At 35.6% G+C, this 16335-nt stretch carries 13 protein-coding genes; 9 read left to right on the top strand and 4 right to left on the bottom strand.

Going from position 1 to position 16335, the window contains the following annotated elements; translation table 11 throughout:
* Window positions 1–153 precede the first annotated feature (153 nt).
* The gene (locus JCM15579_RS16995; protein ID WP_218186212.1) at window positions 154–1032 is read left to right on the top strand and encodes an aldose 1-epimerase family protein; all 879 of its coding nucleotides are present in this window, start codon (window positions 154–156) and stop codon (window positions 1030–1032) included.
* 41 nt (window positions 1033–1073) lie between these two features.
* Here JCM15579_RS16995 and JCM15579_RS16990 read toward each other — a convergent pair whose 3' ends face one another.
* Window positions 1074–2156, bottom strand: coding sequence for an alkene reductase (locus JCM15579_RS16990; RefSeq protein ID WP_054721985.1), 1083 nt, complete (start codon window positions 2154–2156; stop codon window positions 1074–1076).
* A 184-nt stretch (window positions 2157–2340) separates the two neighbouring features.
* On the opposite strand from JCM15579_RS16990, the gene JCM15579_RS16985 reads away from it, so the two are divergent.
* From JCM15579_RS16985 to JCM15579_RS16960, 6 genes are all read left to right on the top strand, one after another.
* Window positions 2341–4161 carry a peptidase U32 family protein gene (locus JCM15579_RS16985; RefSeq protein WP_054721984.1) on the top strand — a complete coding sequence of 607 codons (1821 nt, stop codon included), beginning with the start codon at window positions 2341–2343 and terminating at the stop codon, window positions 4159–4161.
* Between the two features lie 48 nt (window positions 4162–4209).
* Window positions 4210–4857, top strand: coding sequence for an AlbA family DNA-binding domain-containing protein (locus JCM15579_RS16980; RefSeq protein ID WP_054721983.1), 648 nt, complete (start codon window positions 4210–4212; stop codon window positions 4855–4857).
* Between the two features lie 433 nt (window positions 4858–5290).
* Window positions 5291–5950 carry a TatD family hydrolase gene (locus JCM15579_RS16975; RefSeq protein WP_054721982.1) on the top strand — a complete coding sequence of 220 codons (660 nt, stop codon included), beginning with the start codon at window positions 5291–5293 and terminating at the stop codon, window positions 5948–5950.
* A gap of 3 nt (window positions 5951–5953) precedes the next feature.
* Window positions 5954–6676: a tRNA threonylcarbamoyladenosine dehydratase gene (locus JCM15579_RS16970; RefSeq protein WP_054721981.1), complete on the top strand. Its 723-nt coding sequence runs from the start codon at window positions 5954–5956 to the stop codon at window positions 6674–6676.
* A 19-nt stretch (window positions 6677–6695) separates the two neighbouring features.
* A complete protein-coding gene (locus tag JCM15579_RS16965; protein ID WP_054721979.1) occupies window positions 6696–7202 on the top strand; it encodes a methylated-DNA--[protein]-cysteine S-methyltransferase in 507 nt (168 codons plus the stop codon).
* Between the two features lie 181 nt (window positions 7203–7383).
* Window positions 7384–9180 carry a hypothetical protein gene (locus JCM15579_RS16960; protein ID WP_054721977.1) on the top strand — a complete coding sequence of 599 codons (1797 nt, stop codon included), beginning with the start codon at window positions 7384–7386 and terminating at the stop codon, window positions 9178–9180.
* Between the two features lie 490 nt (window positions 9181–9670).
* Here the strand turns inward: JCM15579_RS16960 and JCM15579_RS16955 are convergent, their stop codons facing one another.
* The 3 genes from JCM15579_RS16955 to JCM15579_RS16940 form a co-directional block, all read right to left on the bottom strand.
* Window positions 9671–11005, bottom strand: a complete 1335-nt coding sequence (locus JCM15579_RS16955) for a citrate (Si)-synthase (protein ID WP_054721975.1) — start codon at window positions 11003–11005, stop codon at window positions 9671–9673.
* Window positions 11006–11073: 68 nt separating this feature from the next.
* Window positions 11074–13338, bottom strand: coding sequence for an aconitate hydratase (locus JCM15579_RS16950; protein ID WP_054722016.1), 2265 nt, complete (start codon window positions 13336–13338; stop codon window positions 11074–11076).
* 366 nt (window positions 13339–13704) lie between these two features.
* Window positions 13705–14211 carry a metallophosphoesterase family protein gene (locus tag JCM15579_RS16940; RefSeq protein WP_054721971.1) on the bottom strand — a complete coding sequence of 169 codons (507 nt, stop codon included), beginning with the start codon at window positions 14209–14211 and terminating at the stop codon, window positions 13705–13707.
* Between the two features lie 154 nt (window positions 14212–14365).
* Between JCM15579_RS16940 and JCM15579_RS16935 the strand changes: the two genes are divergently transcribed.
* Entirely contained in the window at window positions 14366–15961 is a 1596-nt protein-coding gene (locus JCM15579_RS16935; protein ID WP_054721969.1) for a peptide chain release factor 3, read from the top strand.
* A complete protein-coding gene (locus tag JCM15579_RS16930; protein ID WP_054721967.1) occupies window positions 15952–16326 on the top strand; it encodes a thioesterase family protein in 375 nt (124 codons plus the stop codon). Before JCM15579_RS16935 ends, JCM15579_RS16930 begins: the two co-directional genes overlap by 10 nt.
* The last annotated feature ends 9 nt before the right edge of the window (window positions 16327–16335 follow it).

Here is a 16335-nt window from a genome sequence, read left to right as displayed (position 1 = left end):
TTTTTGATGTTTTATCATTTGATAAAAGGCCGAAAAACAATTTTTTTGATGCGTTATCATTTAGTAACTACTATCAATTAAAATTTCAAAATCTATAACAAATCAAACAAGCCTAATGAATAGCTTTAGATCTATTCTAATAAATACAAACTCATGATTTACACTATACAAAACAATCGTTTAAAAGTTTCGATTCTTGAAAAGGGAGCCGAACTATGCAGCATACAATCCATTGAAAATGGAACTGAATACATTTGGCAAGCCAATCCTGATATTTGGGGAAGCCATGCTCCTAACCTGTTTCCAATTATCGGATGCCTAAAAGAAAATGCATTTATTCATGAAGGTAAAGAATATGCCATGCCTAAACATGGATTTGTTCGCAACAATACCGATGTAAAACTATTTGAACAAAGGGAAAATTCCTTGACTTTCATTCTACCTTCGAATGAAAACACAAGAAAAGTTTATCCTTTCGAATTCGAGTTCAAGATTCACTTCATTCTGGAATCAAACAAGTTGAATGTCGTTCATGAGATTACCAATACCGGAAGCAATGAAATGCTATTCAATCTGGGTGGACATCCAGCCTTCAATTGTCAATTGAAAGATGGTGAAGAGTACAGCGATTACTATTTGGAATTTGAGCAAAGTGAAACGCTAAACACCTGGAATTTGGCAGATGGTGGTTTAATTGGATCTGAAGGCAAATCAATTTTAAACAATTCAAACAAGATCAAGCTTCATCCAGAGATTTTTGCCAGCGATGCCTTAATATTGAAAAATTTAAAATCTTCAGCAATTAGTTTAAAGTGCAAAAAATCAGATTTTGAATTGAAAGTGCGCTTTGATGATTTTCCTTATCTGGGACTGTGGGCAAAACCACATGCTTCATACGTGTGCATTGAACCTTGGATTGGAATTGCAGACAGTGCTGATACCAACAGAGAATTTTCCAGCAAGGAGTTGTTGCAAAAGTTAGAACCGGGAAAGAATTTCACAGCAGAATATTCTATTGAGATTAAGGCATAAAATAAAGCGGCAGTTCAAATTTGACTGCCGCTAATTTATTTCTATTTCATACTCGGATAATCTGTATATCCAACCTCATTTCCTCCATAAAAAGTATCCTGGTTTGGAAAATTTAATTCTGCATCCAATTCAAATCTCTTTTCCAGATCCGGATTTGCCAAATATTGAACTCCAAAAGAAACCAATTCGGCAATATTCCTTTCAATGGCTTTATCTCCACTATCTTTTGAAAATCCACCATTTACCATTCTAACTCCCTGGTACAACTTGCCAAACTCGGATGCTACATCCTTAACCAACTGTGGGTGCTCATCAATTGGCATCAACGGCTCAATTAAATGCAAATAAGCCAATTTGTATGCATTAAGCTTCTCAATTACGTAAACAAACAAGCTTCTTGGATCAGAATCACCCATATCATTAAATAAACCACTTGGCGACAACCTCACTCCTACTCGATTATTTGGCCATACCTCGCAAACTGCATTCAATACTTCGAATAAAAAACGAGCTCGATTTTCAATACTACCACCATACTCATCCTTCCTATGATTGGTTTTGTCGGTCAAAAACTGATCAATTAAATATCCGTTTGCGGCATGAATTTCAATTCCATCAAAACCTGCCTCTTTTGCATTTTCTGCTGCTATTTTATAATCTCTTACAATCGATTTGATCTCCTCCAATTCAAGGGCTCTCGGTGTCTCAAAATCTTTTAATCCTTCGTAGGTAAAAGCTTGTCCTGACGCTTTTATAGCAGAAGGTGCCACAGGCAATTGTCCATTGTGAAAATCCGAATGGGAAATTCTTCCCACATGCCACAACTGAATAAACACCTTTCCACCTTTCTCATGAACTGCATTGGTAACCAGCTTCCAACCTTCTACCTGTTCCTTGGAATGTATCCCAGGTGTTGCTGGATATCCTACTCCTTGAGGCGAAATTTGACTTGCTTCGGTAATGATTAAACCTGCACCAGATCGTTGTCTATAATATTCAGCCATTAATTCAGTTGGGACATTACCTTCCCCAGCTCTATTTCTTGTCATTGGAGCCATAACCATTCTATTTTTCAGCTGTAAATCTCCTATAGAGAAATTGCTTAGCAATGTATTTTTAGTCATATTCTTTTATTATTTTTATTTATACAAGATATAAATAAGAATAGTAATCAAAAAATAAGGTTCATTAAAAAATCTTAAAATGAATTGGTAATAGATATTTTTATTTACCAAACTAAAATATGATCGAAGATTGCTAAGCGCTTTCAACATTGCTTTGTATCTTCGTTTGAAATTAGCGATAAGCATGAAGAAAATTGAACTACTGGCTCCTGCTAAAAACCTGGAAACAGGAATAGCAGCTATAAATTATGGAGCTGACGCCGTATATATTGGAGCACCCAAATTTGGAGCACGCTCTGCTGCAGGAAATACTTTGGAAGATATTGGTAAACTAATACAATATGCTCATAAATACTGGGCTAAAGTGTTTATTACCATGAATACTATTCTGTACGATCATGAATTAAATGAGGCCGAAAAGTTAATTCATAAACTGTATGAAATGGGTGCTGATGCTCTAATTGTTCAGGATATGGGAATACTGGAAATGAATTTACCTCCTATCGAATTGCATGCCAGTACCCAAACTCACAACTACGATTTAGATAGAATTCAATTTTTAGAGAAAGTTGGATTCAAAAGAATCATTCTTGCAAGAGAATTGTCTCTTGAAGAGATCAAAAATATCAGAAAAAATACAAGTGTAGAGTTGGAGTATTTTATTCATGGAGCCCTTTGTGTTTCGCTAAGTGGACAATGCTATTTCTCTCATGCCATTGGCGGACGTTCAGCAAATCGTGGAGAATGCAGCCAGGCTTGTCGTATGAAATATGATTTGGTTGATGCTGAAGGAAAGGTTATCGCTAAGGATAAACACCTTCTGTCTCTAAAGGATCTGAATTTGTCTGATCATTTAAGTGAAATTGTAGATGCTGGAGTTTGTTCTTTAAAAATAGAAGGCAGATTAAAGGATAGTTCTTACCTAAAGAATGTTACAAGTTATTATCGACAATCTTTGGATAAAATATTTAATAAGAAAAGGGAGTATGAAAAAGCTTCATCGGGAACAATAAAACCTGGTTTTAAACCTGATCCTGATGTTACCTTTAATCGTGGTTATACACCTTATTTTTTTACGGGAAGAATTCCTGAAATTGCCAATTTCCATACGCCAAAATCAATGGGTAAGGAAATTGGAAAAATCCTGGAAGTGAAAAAAGATCATATTGTTGTTGATAGTAAATTTAAACTACACAATGGTGATGGACTTTGTTTCTTCAATAAAAACAAGCTTTTAAAAGGATTTCAGGTGAATGGCGTTCAGGGGAACAAAATATTTCCCAATGATATGAGCATGCTCCAAAGAGGAGCTAACTTGTTTCGTAACAACGATCATGAATTTGCTAAGCTTTTGAAAAAGGACAATGCCATTAGAAAAATTGGCGTAGAATTCTATCTGGATATTTTCGATGGATGTGTTAATCTTACCGCTATAGATGAAGATGAAATCTCAGCAAACATACAAATTCAGGAGGATTTTGAAAGTGCAAAAAATGAGGAATTGGCTTTAAGCAATATCAAAAAGCAACTTCAAAAAAGTGGAGATTCTATCTTTGAAATCAACAATATCGAAATCAACTTTGATAGAGTTCCATTTGTCCAAGCCAAGAGGTTAAATGATCTCCGCAGACAATGCTTGGATCAATTGACTCAGACTAGAATAGAAACTGCAAAACAGGAAGAAAGCAGATTACTTATAGCTCATCCACAATATCCTGCAAAAGAATTAACTTATATGGGAAATGTGGTGAATTGTAAGGCTGAAGAGTTCTATCATAAATGCGGTGTAGAAAAAATCGAAAAGGGATTCGAACTACAAAAAAATCATTCAGGTAAAACCATCATGACTACCAAGCATTGTTTGCGTCATGAGTTTGGAATGTGCCAAAAGCTTACCAAAACGGAAAAGAAGGAAAACAAAGCATTGCTTTTGGTGGATAATAAAAATCGCTACAAGTTGGAATTCAACTGTCAACGCTGCGAAATGAAGATTATTTTCGGATAATCACTTAATTAATTTATCAGATATTACGAACCGTTAAAGTCTTACATTATGGTTCACTATATAGAAAAACTAATTCGTGAAGGTGAACACCAACAGCAAGATTTCAAATTTTGTATTACCGATTCACGAAAAATTGCCAAATCATTATCGGCTTTTGCCAATACCGATGGTGGCAGACTGCTTATTGGTGTGAAAGACAATGGAAAAATTGCTGGAACCAAGGTTGATGAAGAGTTTCATATGATTCAGGCTGCAGCAGAAATGTATTCTAAACCTAAAATCGAATTTGAAAGTAAGGTTTGGACCGTTCATGGCAAAAATGTACTCGAAATTACAATAGAACCATCAAGTAATATGCCCCACTATGCACAAAATGAAAATGGAAAGTGGCTGGCATATGTCCGAAAAGATGATGAAAATAAACTTGCTAATCGAATACTTTTGGAAGTTTGGAAACGCAAATCGAAACCAACTGGAACTTACCTGGAATATACCGAAACTGAAAGTGTACTGCTGGAACACCTAAAAATTAATGAAAACATTAGCTTAAATAAATTTTGCAAACTGGCAAAAATAAGCAGATATAAAGCGGAACGAATTCTTGTAAAATTAATATGCTGGGAAGTTTTAGAACCCAATTTTGAAGAAAAAGGAACCAGTTATAAATTGAAACAGGTAGAAAGCAATTCTATTTGAAGCACATCACACAAAAAGACATAAAAAAACCGCATCAATTAATGGATTTTAAACTCCTGTATGACAGGATTTGAGTGCCTGCTTGGTCAAGTTTCCCCTGTGCCGAAGCAACCCGAAGGTTGGGGCCTGCTTTTGCAAGCATGTTGCTTTCTCGGTATGTGATAACTGTTGAGTTTAACAATCGCTAATTAATGCGGAATGCTTTTATTCTATATGCAAAGAACGTTCTGTTTCTACTTGCAAAATAAGTAAGAATCTACCATTAAACAAGGGTTTCAGTGATTTTTTCGTACACTTTTTGACGAATCGCAACAAGAATCAATCGCAACACTCAAATAATTAAATGCTTATTAAAAATTTTATTTACCACTTATTCACTTCACTTTGGCTTACCATGCAATATTCTTATTTTTGCGTTTATTAATTCATAAATATGGCATCAATTCCTTACATAGATATTCATACACATCAAGTGGATTCCGATCCAGAAATCCTTTCTATTATTAATATGACTATTGGTGAATCTAAAATTGAATTGAATAAGGATCAAGCCTATTCCATTGGAATTCATCCTTGGGATATTGAAAAATTAGAGATAGATTCTATCGATAACTATTTAGAAGTATTATCTGCTGACAAAAATAACATAGCCATTGGTGAAATTGGTCTTGATAAATTGATTGGTATCGATATTTCCATTCAAGAAAAGGTTTTTATCGCACAACTTCAATTGGCTAAATTAAAGCAAAAGCCCGTAATTATTCATTGCGTTAAATCTCAAGAAGAGCTTCTTAGAATCAAACAAGGAAATGAAACCGGAACAGAATGGATTTTTCATGGCTATAATAAGAGCTTACAATTGGCGGAGGATCTATTAAAATTTGGATTTTTTCTTTCTTTTGGAGAAAGCTTATTAAGAAATGAAAAACTTCAGAACGTTTTTCAGAAACTCCCTTTGGATAAAATATTTCTTGAAACTGATGATAAGCATATCAATGTGAGAGAAGTTTATCAAAAAGCTGCAGAATTAAAAGGAATTAATATTGAAGTATTAAAAAAACAAATTCTATTAAATTACCTAAAGTGTTTTTAAAATATGAGTGAAGAGTGGTTGAGCAGAACGAATCTGTTATTGGGAAGAGAAAAACTTGAAAAATTACAGAATTCGCATGTTCTGGTAGTTGGATTAGGCGGAGTTGGCGCATATGCAGCAGAGCAGATTTGTCGCGCAGGAGTAGGAAAAATGACTATTGTTGATGGCGATACTATTGATATATCGAATATTAACAGACAATTACCCGCAACAACCTCAAATCTGAACAAAGACAAAGCAGAAGTTATGGGAGCTCGCCTGCTAGATATCAATCCAAATCTGAATTTAAGAATTCTCAATGAGTATCTTAAAGATGAGCGAATGATTGAAGTTTTAAAGGAAGATGAATATGATTACGTGGTTGATGCCATTGATACGCTGGCACCAAAAATTTTCTTGATCTACCACAGTCTGCAAAACAATATAAAAATTGTAAGTGCAATGGGTGCTGGTGGCAAAACAGATCCAAGTAAGATACAGATTGCTGACATTTCAAAATCCTATAATTGTAAATTGGCACGTATGCTTCGAAAACGCCTTCATAAACTAGGTGTATACAAGGGAGTACAAGTTGTATTCTCTCCCGAAGATGTATCTAAAGATGCTGTAATACTGGATGAAAGCAGGAACAAAAAATCAAACGTAGGTACCATTTCTTACATGCCACCCCTGTTTGGTTGCTTTATCTCATCTGTAGTGATTAAAGGATTATTGGCTGATTCTTGAATTTGAAGATTAAAAGCATATGTTCTATTTCGATATCATCAACACTCCAATTGGAGACCTGTTACTTTTAGCGAGCGATAAAGGCTTGAAAAAGATTCTTTTTGAAGAACAATTCAGATCCTTGGAAATTCCAAACAATTGGGAACAAGATAAAGAAAAACTGTCGCAGGCAAAAGAACAACTCCTTGCCTATTTCGATAATAATCTAATTGAATTTAATTTGCAATTAGATCCCGTGGGAACTGTTTTTCAAAAGCAAATCTGGAAACAATTGGAAGAAATTCCTTTTGGAGAGATTAGGTCCTATCAAGATATAGCAAATGTCATTGAAAAACCTAATGCTTGTAGAGCAATTGGTATGGCCAACTCAAAAAATCCAATTCCAATAATCATTCCATGTCATAGAGTAATTGGTAAAAATGGAAAACTAACAGGATATGCTGGAGGAATTGATATTAAAGCCAAACTATTACAACTAGAAGGTATAGATTTAGGCAATGATTCACAACAGTTCGCATTATTTTAAATTTATTTTTTGAAAAACAACCTAAAGCTTCTTATTCAATTTTAACACACCTTAACTTTAATATAGAGCACTTTCTATTGAATTATCTTTGATTTGATGGCTATTTCATCTAACTTGCCGCTCGATAAAGAAATCAATGCGAGACATTGGTAAAGTATCATTAAATCAATAAAAACAATTCATGGGTAAAATTTTAGGACATAGTTTCCACATTCCTGTTATGGGTACAGGATTTACAGTGGATACTCCTGTTAAAGTGGCTCATTTGGGAATTTCTTCGGTAGTATCAATCGTAGATGATGTTCTTGTAGAGAAAATGCGAGAAATGTACTGCAAGAAGTTAAGCCTTCCATTTAAGCCTATTACAGAAAAAACCAAAGATTTTCGTGCAGAAAGAATTACATCTTATCTGAATTTATTAGATAATTTGGTGAAGGAGAAATTTGAAAATCTTAAAGAATCCATTCAGGAAAAAGGAAAAGAATTAGAAGAATATCTTGACTTACTGCCTGATTTTTCAGAAGTAAAGAAGGAATTCAAAGAAAGGTTTGCTGACAATCCATATGTGAAAGAAGCAAAAGAATGGTTGAGCAACAACCTTCCTCTTGGGTCGATTGATGTTAACATCATGACCAAATTAGACAAAGGAAACCAATATGAAGGTGAAGATTTACCAGTTGAATTCAATGATGCCCATGCAGCTCTTCGTGGATTTGCGATGAGTAACCTGGAGAGCTCCATGGTCCTTTCAGCAGGAATGAACCCACGCTTGTATGGTTATCTTGAACAATTCGATGATTTCTATCCGAATCAAAACGGGTATATCAAGAAAAAAATTGTACTGAAAGTAAGCGATTACCGATCGGCCCTAATCCAAGGACGTTTTCTTGCTAAAAAGGGAATTTGGATTTCGGAATATCGAATTGAATCTGGATTAAACTGTGGTGGACATGCATTTGCCACTGACGGTTTTTTAATGGGGCCTATTTTGCAGGAGTTCAAAGAGAAAAGAGATGAACTAAGAGATAGTCTTAATCCTATTCTTTTTGACAGCTTAAAGGAAAAAGGAAAAACAGTTCCTTCCGAACCCCTAGGTATTAAAGTTACAGCTCAAGGAGGTGTTGGAACTGCTGAGGAGCATGAATTCCTAATGCAACAGTACAATTTGGATTCAATCGGTTGGGGATCGCCATTTTTAATGGTTCCTGAAGCTTGTGATGTTGATGAAAAAACATTGTCTTTGCTTGAAAAAGCAGATGAAAAAGATCTTTCCTTGAGTCATGCTTCTCCTCTTGGAGTAAGATTCAATAATTTGAATAGCAACACCAGAGATGCCGATGTTTGGGACAGGTTAAAACAAAACAAACCCGGAAGCCCATGTACTAAGCGATACATGATTGCAAATACTGAGTTTACCAAAGAGCCTATTTGCACCGCTTCGCGTCAGTATCAAAAGTTAAAACTAGCTCACTTAAGAGAGCAAAACTTACCACAAGAAGAACTTGAGAAGGAAATAAGCCTATTGCTTCAAAAGACATGTTTGTGTAAAGGATTATCCACTGCCTCGTACTTGGTGAATCATATTGATACCATGAAAGATGGTGATGGGGTATCGATTTGTCCTGGGCCAAACCTTGCATATTTCACAAAAAAGGCAAAGCTAAAGGAGATGATTGATCACATTTACAATCGTACCAATTTGATCGAAAGGAAAGACAGGCCTCACATGTTTATTAAAGAATTGAATTTGTATTACGATTACTTAAAAGAGCAAGTGTCGGAAATCAAAAATCCAATTCCTAAACAAATTAAATCTCTTGAAGGATTTAAGAAAAATCTTTTAAGCGGCGTTGATTACTATAAAGATCTTTCTCAAAAATTTTCAGACAAGTACAATGACATGAAAAATCAAGTCTCTAAAGATCTGGAAAAACTGGAAGGAGAAATTAGGAATATTCTGATAAAAACAGAATCATAATTTATAAAAAGCCAATCTTTACAATTCATTAAAAGATTGGCTTTTTTCTTATCTACTATACAACTTCATTAAACCTTATCTTTATTTATGTCTCTTATGGCGTAAAATACCCATTGCATTTTGAGTATATAAACTCTGAAGTTTGGGTAAATTCAATCTATTTTCTTGTTACAAAAGCTGGCATATTTGTAATGTGAAAGGGAAATCACAATGTTTAACCATACAATCATTGTGAGTGAGTAGAGAGGTAGTTTAATTTTCAACTGCGAACATACTTCATCCTACATTGTTTAGGTAAGGGTTAGAGTTTAGTAGGATTTGAAGTATTTCCCACTTATTATTTGAACTTATTTATTGGAACTTTTCCATATTGTTAGTTTTTGCTTCAAAACTGTAAAAAGGTTGTCACCAGACTTTTTTACAGTTTTTTTTATAAAAAAAGCTGAAATCAATAAATTGAAATCAGCTTTTCCTCATAGCTAATAATTATTTAACCTTCTTGTGTTTCTATCACTTCTTTTTTTATACCTGCTATTTTCTCCAGCATATCAGTTGTAATCGATTTAGGTCTTTCCAATGGATAACCAAGTGCTCTGTCCCAAATGATGTTGGCACAAATACCAATGGCTCTACCAATACCAAATAAAACAGTATAGAAATCATATTCGGTAACACCATAATGCCATTGAATTACACCTGATTGTGCATCTACGTTTGGCCATGGGTTTTTTGCTTTACCATGTTCCTTTAGGATTGGCGGAACAACATTGTAAAGTAAATCTGCATATTTAAAGATTGGATCATCTGGCAAGTGTTTCAAACTAAACTCACGCTGCAACATGTAACGAGGGTCAGTTTTACGCAGTACGGCGTGACCAAAACCCGGGATTACCTGGCCTGAATTTAAAGTATCCCAAACAAATTGTTTCATCTCATCTTCGGTAGGTAATTTATTCCCCATCTTATCCATTACTTCCTGCAGCCATCTTAACACTTCCTGATTAGCCAAACCATGAAGTGGTCCTGCTAAACCATTAATCATTGCTGATATTGACAGATAGATATCAGATAAGGAACTCGCTACCAAATGACCTGTATGGGCACTAACGTTACCACTTTCATGATCACTATGAATGATAAAGTGAAGACGAGACACATCATCGTAAGGAGAATCAATTCCCATCATATGAGCAAAATTCCCTCCCATATCTAAGTTAGGGTTTGATTGAATTCTTGGTCCTTGTCGGTACAATTTATTATAGATATAAGAAGCAATTTCTGGAAGTTTAGCCAATAGGTTTAGCGCATCTTCATATGTAGCTTCCCAATAATCTTTCTTATTCAAACCTGCATGATATTGACGATTGAATACCGATTCACGATTCAATGTTAAAATTGCAGTAGAGAAAATCGCCATTGGATGACTGCAACATGGGAAAGAATCAATTACCTCATAAACATAGCGAGGAACAATTCTTCTTTTGCTAAATTCATCTACCACTTGCATTACCTCTTCCTGATTAGGAAAATCTCCAGTTAGTAACAAATAAAATAAACCTTCAACATAAGGCATTGTTCCGCCCTTAGGTTTTGGCAAGTTTTCAATTACTTCTCCCAGAGTATATCCTCTGTAACGGATACCTTCTTCAGGATCCAAATAAGAAATATCAGTAACCAGTGATTTCAATCCCCTCATTCCTCCAATCACTTGAGATACGGTTACATTATCTACAACCACATCTCCATATTCTTTTAACAGGCGTTTCGTTCTTGGTCTGTGTTCTTCAATCTTTTCAGACAAAGTATGTTTTAATGTTTTCTTCATATGGTCTATACTTTAGAGTTGGAATCAAGTGGGGTTATTGATTCCAGAATTATGAAATGTTTATTGTTTTAGTTGTTTTGTTTTCTGATTAAATTCAGTGCACTTCCTGCTTTAAACCACTCAATTTGAACCTTGTTGTACGAATGATTTGCAACAATTTGATCACTAGTACCATCTTCATGCGTAATAACAAGTGTTAATGGTTTTCCAGGAGTAAAATCGGTTAATCCAATAATATCGATCTGATCTTTTTCCTGAATTTTATCGTAATCCGTTTTGTCGGCAAATGTCAGTGCCAATACACCTTGTTTTTTCAAATTGGTTTCATGAATTCGAGCAAAAGAACGCACAATAACCGCTTTAACACCCAAATGACGCGGCTCCATTGCTGCATGCTCTCTTGATGATCCTTCACCATAGTTTTCATCGCCAACTACAATCGAACCTACTCCTTTAGCCTTTAAGGCTCTTGCTGTAGCAGGAACTTCGTCGTAAGTACCGCTCACAGGATTGAAAATGGAATTGGTCTCTTCGTTAAAGTAATTAACAGCTCCAATCAGCATATTGTTCGAGATGTTATCCAAATGACCACGGAATCTCAACCATGGACCAGCCATAGAAATATGGTCTGTAGTACATTTTCCTTTGGCTTTTATCAACAGATTTAATCCTTTGTAGTCTGAACCATCCCATTCTCCAAAAGGAGCCAATAATTGAAGACGTTCCGAATCCGGTTTCACATCTACCACGACTGCCGAACCATTTGCCTGTGGAGCCAAATAACCAGAATCCTTCATGTCAAATCCATTTGGAGGGAATTCCAATCCTGTTGGTTCATCCAACTTCACCTCTACTCCATCTTCATTAATCAGAGTATCAGTCATCGGATTGAAACACAAATCTCCCGCAATTGCCATAGCGGTTACCAATTCTGGCGAAGCTACAAAACCATGGGTATTTGGATTTCCATCATTACGTTTGGCAAAATTTCTATTGAAAGAGGTAATGATTGAATTTTTTCTTGTAGGATCATCTGTATGACGCTTCCACTGTCCAATACAAGGACCACAAGCGTTGGCCATGATCACACCACCAATATCCTCGAACTCTTTCAGTATTCCGTCTCTTTCAGTTGTATAACGCACTAATTCTGAACCCGGAGTTACCACAAACTCGGCCTTTACTTTTAGTTTCTTATCCTTCGCTTGCTTAGCCAATGAAGCAGCTCTAGATAAATCTTCGTAAGATGAATTTGTACATGATCCAATCAAACCAACTTCCAAAGTCTGCGGATAATCATTCTCCTTAACAGCTTTAGCGAAAGATGATAATTCATGAGCCAAATCAGGGGTAAACGGACCATTGATGTAGGGTTGCAATTCTGAAAGATTAATTTCAATTAACTCATCGTAATACTTTTCTGGATTCTGATAAACCTCTTCATCTGAACGCAAGTGCTCCATTACTACATCAGCCAAATCTGCAACTTGCTCACGACCTGTATGACGCAAATAGTTACTCATATTCTGATCGTAACCAAAAATAGAGGTAGTAGCACCAATCTCCGCTCCCATGTTACAAATTGTTCCTTTACCCGTACATGACATGGCATCGGCACCTTCGCCAAAGTATTCTACAATTGCACCGGTACCACCTTTTACAGTTAGAATACCCGCTACTTTTAATATTACATCTTTAGGAGAAACCCATCCACTTAATTTACCTGTAAGCTTTATACCAATTAATTTGGGCATTTTTAGCTCCCAAGGCATTCCGGCCATCACATCAACCGCATCGGCTCCACCAACACCAATGGCTACCATACCCAAGCCACCTGCATTTACAGTATGCGAATCGGTACCAATCATCATACCTCCAGGAAATGCGTAGTTTTCCAGAACTACCTGATGAATAATACCAGCTCCTGGTTTCCAAAATCCAATGCCATATTTGTTAGATACTGATTCCAAAAAGTTATATACCTCATTGTTTTGATCCTTGGCATCAGCCAAATCTTTTTCTGCTCCTATAGATGCTTGAATTAAATGATCGCAATGAACTGTAGAAGGAACAGCCACTTTAGCTTTACCTGCATTCATAAACTGAAGCAAAGCCATTTGAGCGGTAGCATCCTGCATTGCAACTCTATCCGGAGCAAAATTTACGTAATCTACTCCTCTTTCAAATTTCTCACCTTTTTCTTCAACAGATAAATGTGAATACAGTATTTTTTCACTTAAGGTTAATGGTTTGCCAAGAACTTTTCTGGCTTCATTCACCCTTTCGGGCATCTTCTCGTAAACAGATTTTATCAATTCAAAATCAAACAGCATGTCTAGTGAATTTTTGATTAATTTATATTTCAAATTTTGGCCTTTCAACATTTAACAATCGAAAATCTTAGAATGAAGATCAATATTTTCGGATTTCCCGATCTTTTTATATGTATTTTTAACACATATTTTCAAATGCTGATATTTCTAAATCTCAATATTTTAAGCCTACTCATAACTTATAAACAAGTGTTAAGTAAGATCAAATTTAGATATCTAAATATAACAAAAACTTGGTATTTTAAAAAGGTGCCAGTTAATTTCTTGTTTAAGAAAACTCAAAATTTGCACCTTTGGCACAGTTTTAGTGTATCCCGAAAAATTCCCCCCTAATAAATTTGATTTCAGGTTTGAATTTTAATTCACCTAAAAGGATCTTCCCTTTGAACCGAATTCGACCACCTGAAGGTCTTTAATCTCTTTACCATCGATTGTAAACTTCACCAAAGTTTGAACTTTGTGAAATCCTTGTAATCCTGCAGCTCCAGGATTAATATGCAACAAGTTCAGCTCCTTGTCGAATACTACTTTTAAAATGTGAGAATGTCCTGAAATAAAAAGTTGTGGTGGATTGTTAAAAATCTCCGGCTTCACATTTAAATCATACTTTTTAGGATATCCTCCTATATGAGTCATCCAAACATCCACATTCTCGCAAGTAAATCGATTATGCTTTGGATATTGCGAGCGAACTTCCTGGCCATCAACATTGCCATGAACTGCAACGAGAGGTGCGATTTGATCAAGAGTTTCTGCCGTTTCAATATTTCCAATATCACCTGCATGCCAAATTTCATCACAATCACTCAAATGCTTTAATGCAACTGAATCAAGATGCCCATGTGTATCGGAAAGTAATCCAATTTGCTTCATTTACTTGTGTTTTGAATTTTGGAGGCATGAAGATAAGAAAAAGATTCAATTATTAACCGGAATTTAAAGTTTTAAACCCAATATATCTTACAAGTTGTCGGTATTAATTATTACTTTTGCAAGCTAAATTTTGAAAGTAAATACAATTCTATAAATGGGTTTCAAAGAAGAAATTAAAAGACGCCGTACGTTCGGAATTATTTCACACCCGGATGCTGGTAAAACTACACTAACCGAAAAATTGCTTCTATTTGGAGGTGCAATTCACGTTGCCGGGGCTGTAAAATCAAATAAAATCAAGAAAACAGCAACTTCTGACTTTATGGAAATTGAACGTCAGAGAGGTATTTCGGTTGCGACATCGGTAATGGGATTTGAATACAAAGGACATAAAGTTAATATCCTTGATACTCCAGGTCACCAGGATTTTGCAGAAGACACCTACCGTACCTTAACTGCTTGTGATAGTGTAATTATTGTAATTGACGTTGCCAAAGGGGTTGAGGAACAAACCAGAAAGTTAATGAAGGTGTGTAGAATGCGTAAAACACCTGTAATCGTATTCATTAACAAAATGGACCGCCTTGGTAAGGATGCTTTTGATTTGCTTGATGAAATTGAACAAGAACTCGAACTTAGTGTGAATCCTTTAAGCTGGCCAATCAACATGGGCCCTGACTTTAAAGGTGTATATAATATTTATAATCGAAATTTAAGTTTGTTTACCCCTGCTACTCAAACCGTAGAAGAGAGTATCGATTTTGATGATCTATCCAATCCAAAATTGGAAGAGTACATTGGTGAAGATGCCGAAGTACTTCGCGAGGAATTGGATTTGGTATCGGGAGTGTATCCTGAATTTGATGTACAAGATTATTTGGATGCAAAGATTGCTCCTGTATTTTTTGGTTCTGCTTTAAATAATTTTGGGGTAAGAGAGTTATTGGATGTTTTCATTAAAATTGCTCCTTCACCACTTCCTTGTCAGACAGTTGAGAGACAAATTCAGCCAGAAGAAGATAAATTCTCAGGTTTTGTATTTAAGATTCATGCCAATATGGATCCAAATCACCGAGATAGAATTGCCTTTGTTAAGATTGTTTCAGGTACTTTTAAAAGGAACACACCATACTTGCATGTTAGAAATGGTAAGAAATTAAAATTCTCCAGCCCAACTGCATTTATGGCCGAGAAAAAATCAATTGTTGAGGAAGCTTTCCCAGGAGATATTATTGGTTTGCACGATACTGGTAACTTTAAAATTGGAGATACCTTAACTGAAGGTGAAAAAATCAACTTCAAAGGAATTCCAAGCTTCTCTCCTGAGTTGTTCAAATATATTGAAAATGCTGATCCAATGAAATCGAAGCAATTGGCAAAAGGCATTGATCAGCTAATGGACGAGGGAGTTGCTCAGCTTTTTACTTCTCAGTTTAATGGGAGAAAAGTTATTGGAACTGTAGGTGCTTTACAGTTTGAGGTAATCGAGTATCGTTTATTACACGAATATAGTGCTTCTTGTCGTTGGGAACCAATTCATCTGCATAAAGCTTGTTGGATCAAAACTGAAGACGAAGAACAATTAAAAGAATTCAAGAAGGCAAAATATCAATACATGGCTAAAGATAAGCATGGTAGAGATGTTTTCCTGGCAGATTCAGGGTACATGCTACAAATGGCACAATCGAACTATCCGAATCTTGAATTCCATTTACATCAGAATTTTAAATCAGATAGAATATGGCTTTAAAAGAAGGATTAATTGCCACACAGGAAATGATTGTTGGCGAACAAAATACAGCAAAATATCACGGATCCGGTAAACTAGATGTTTATGCAACTCCTGCAATGGTTGCTTTTATGGAAGGAACTGCAGTAGCTTGTATCGATGCAGATCTAGAAGAAGGAATGGATTCGGTTGGAATTCAAATTGACACCAAACACATCAAAGCCAGCAAGCTTGGTGCTAAAATTACTTGCATTGCAAAATTGGTTAAAGTGGATGGTAAAAAGTTAAGTTTCGAAATTGAAGCATCTGACGAAGATGGACAAATTGGTTCTGCTTTCCATGTTCGATATGTTATCGATCCGGTAAAATTCATGAGCAGATTGTAAATAAACCAA

It is taken from the genome of Marinifilum fragile JCM 15579, from assembly GCF_001310955.1.
GTDB classification, from domain to species: Bacteria; Bacteroidota; Bacteroidia; order Bacteroidales; family Marinifilaceae; genus Marinifilum; species Marinifilum fragile.
This window is presented reverse-complemented; position numbering and strand designations above follow the sequence as displayed.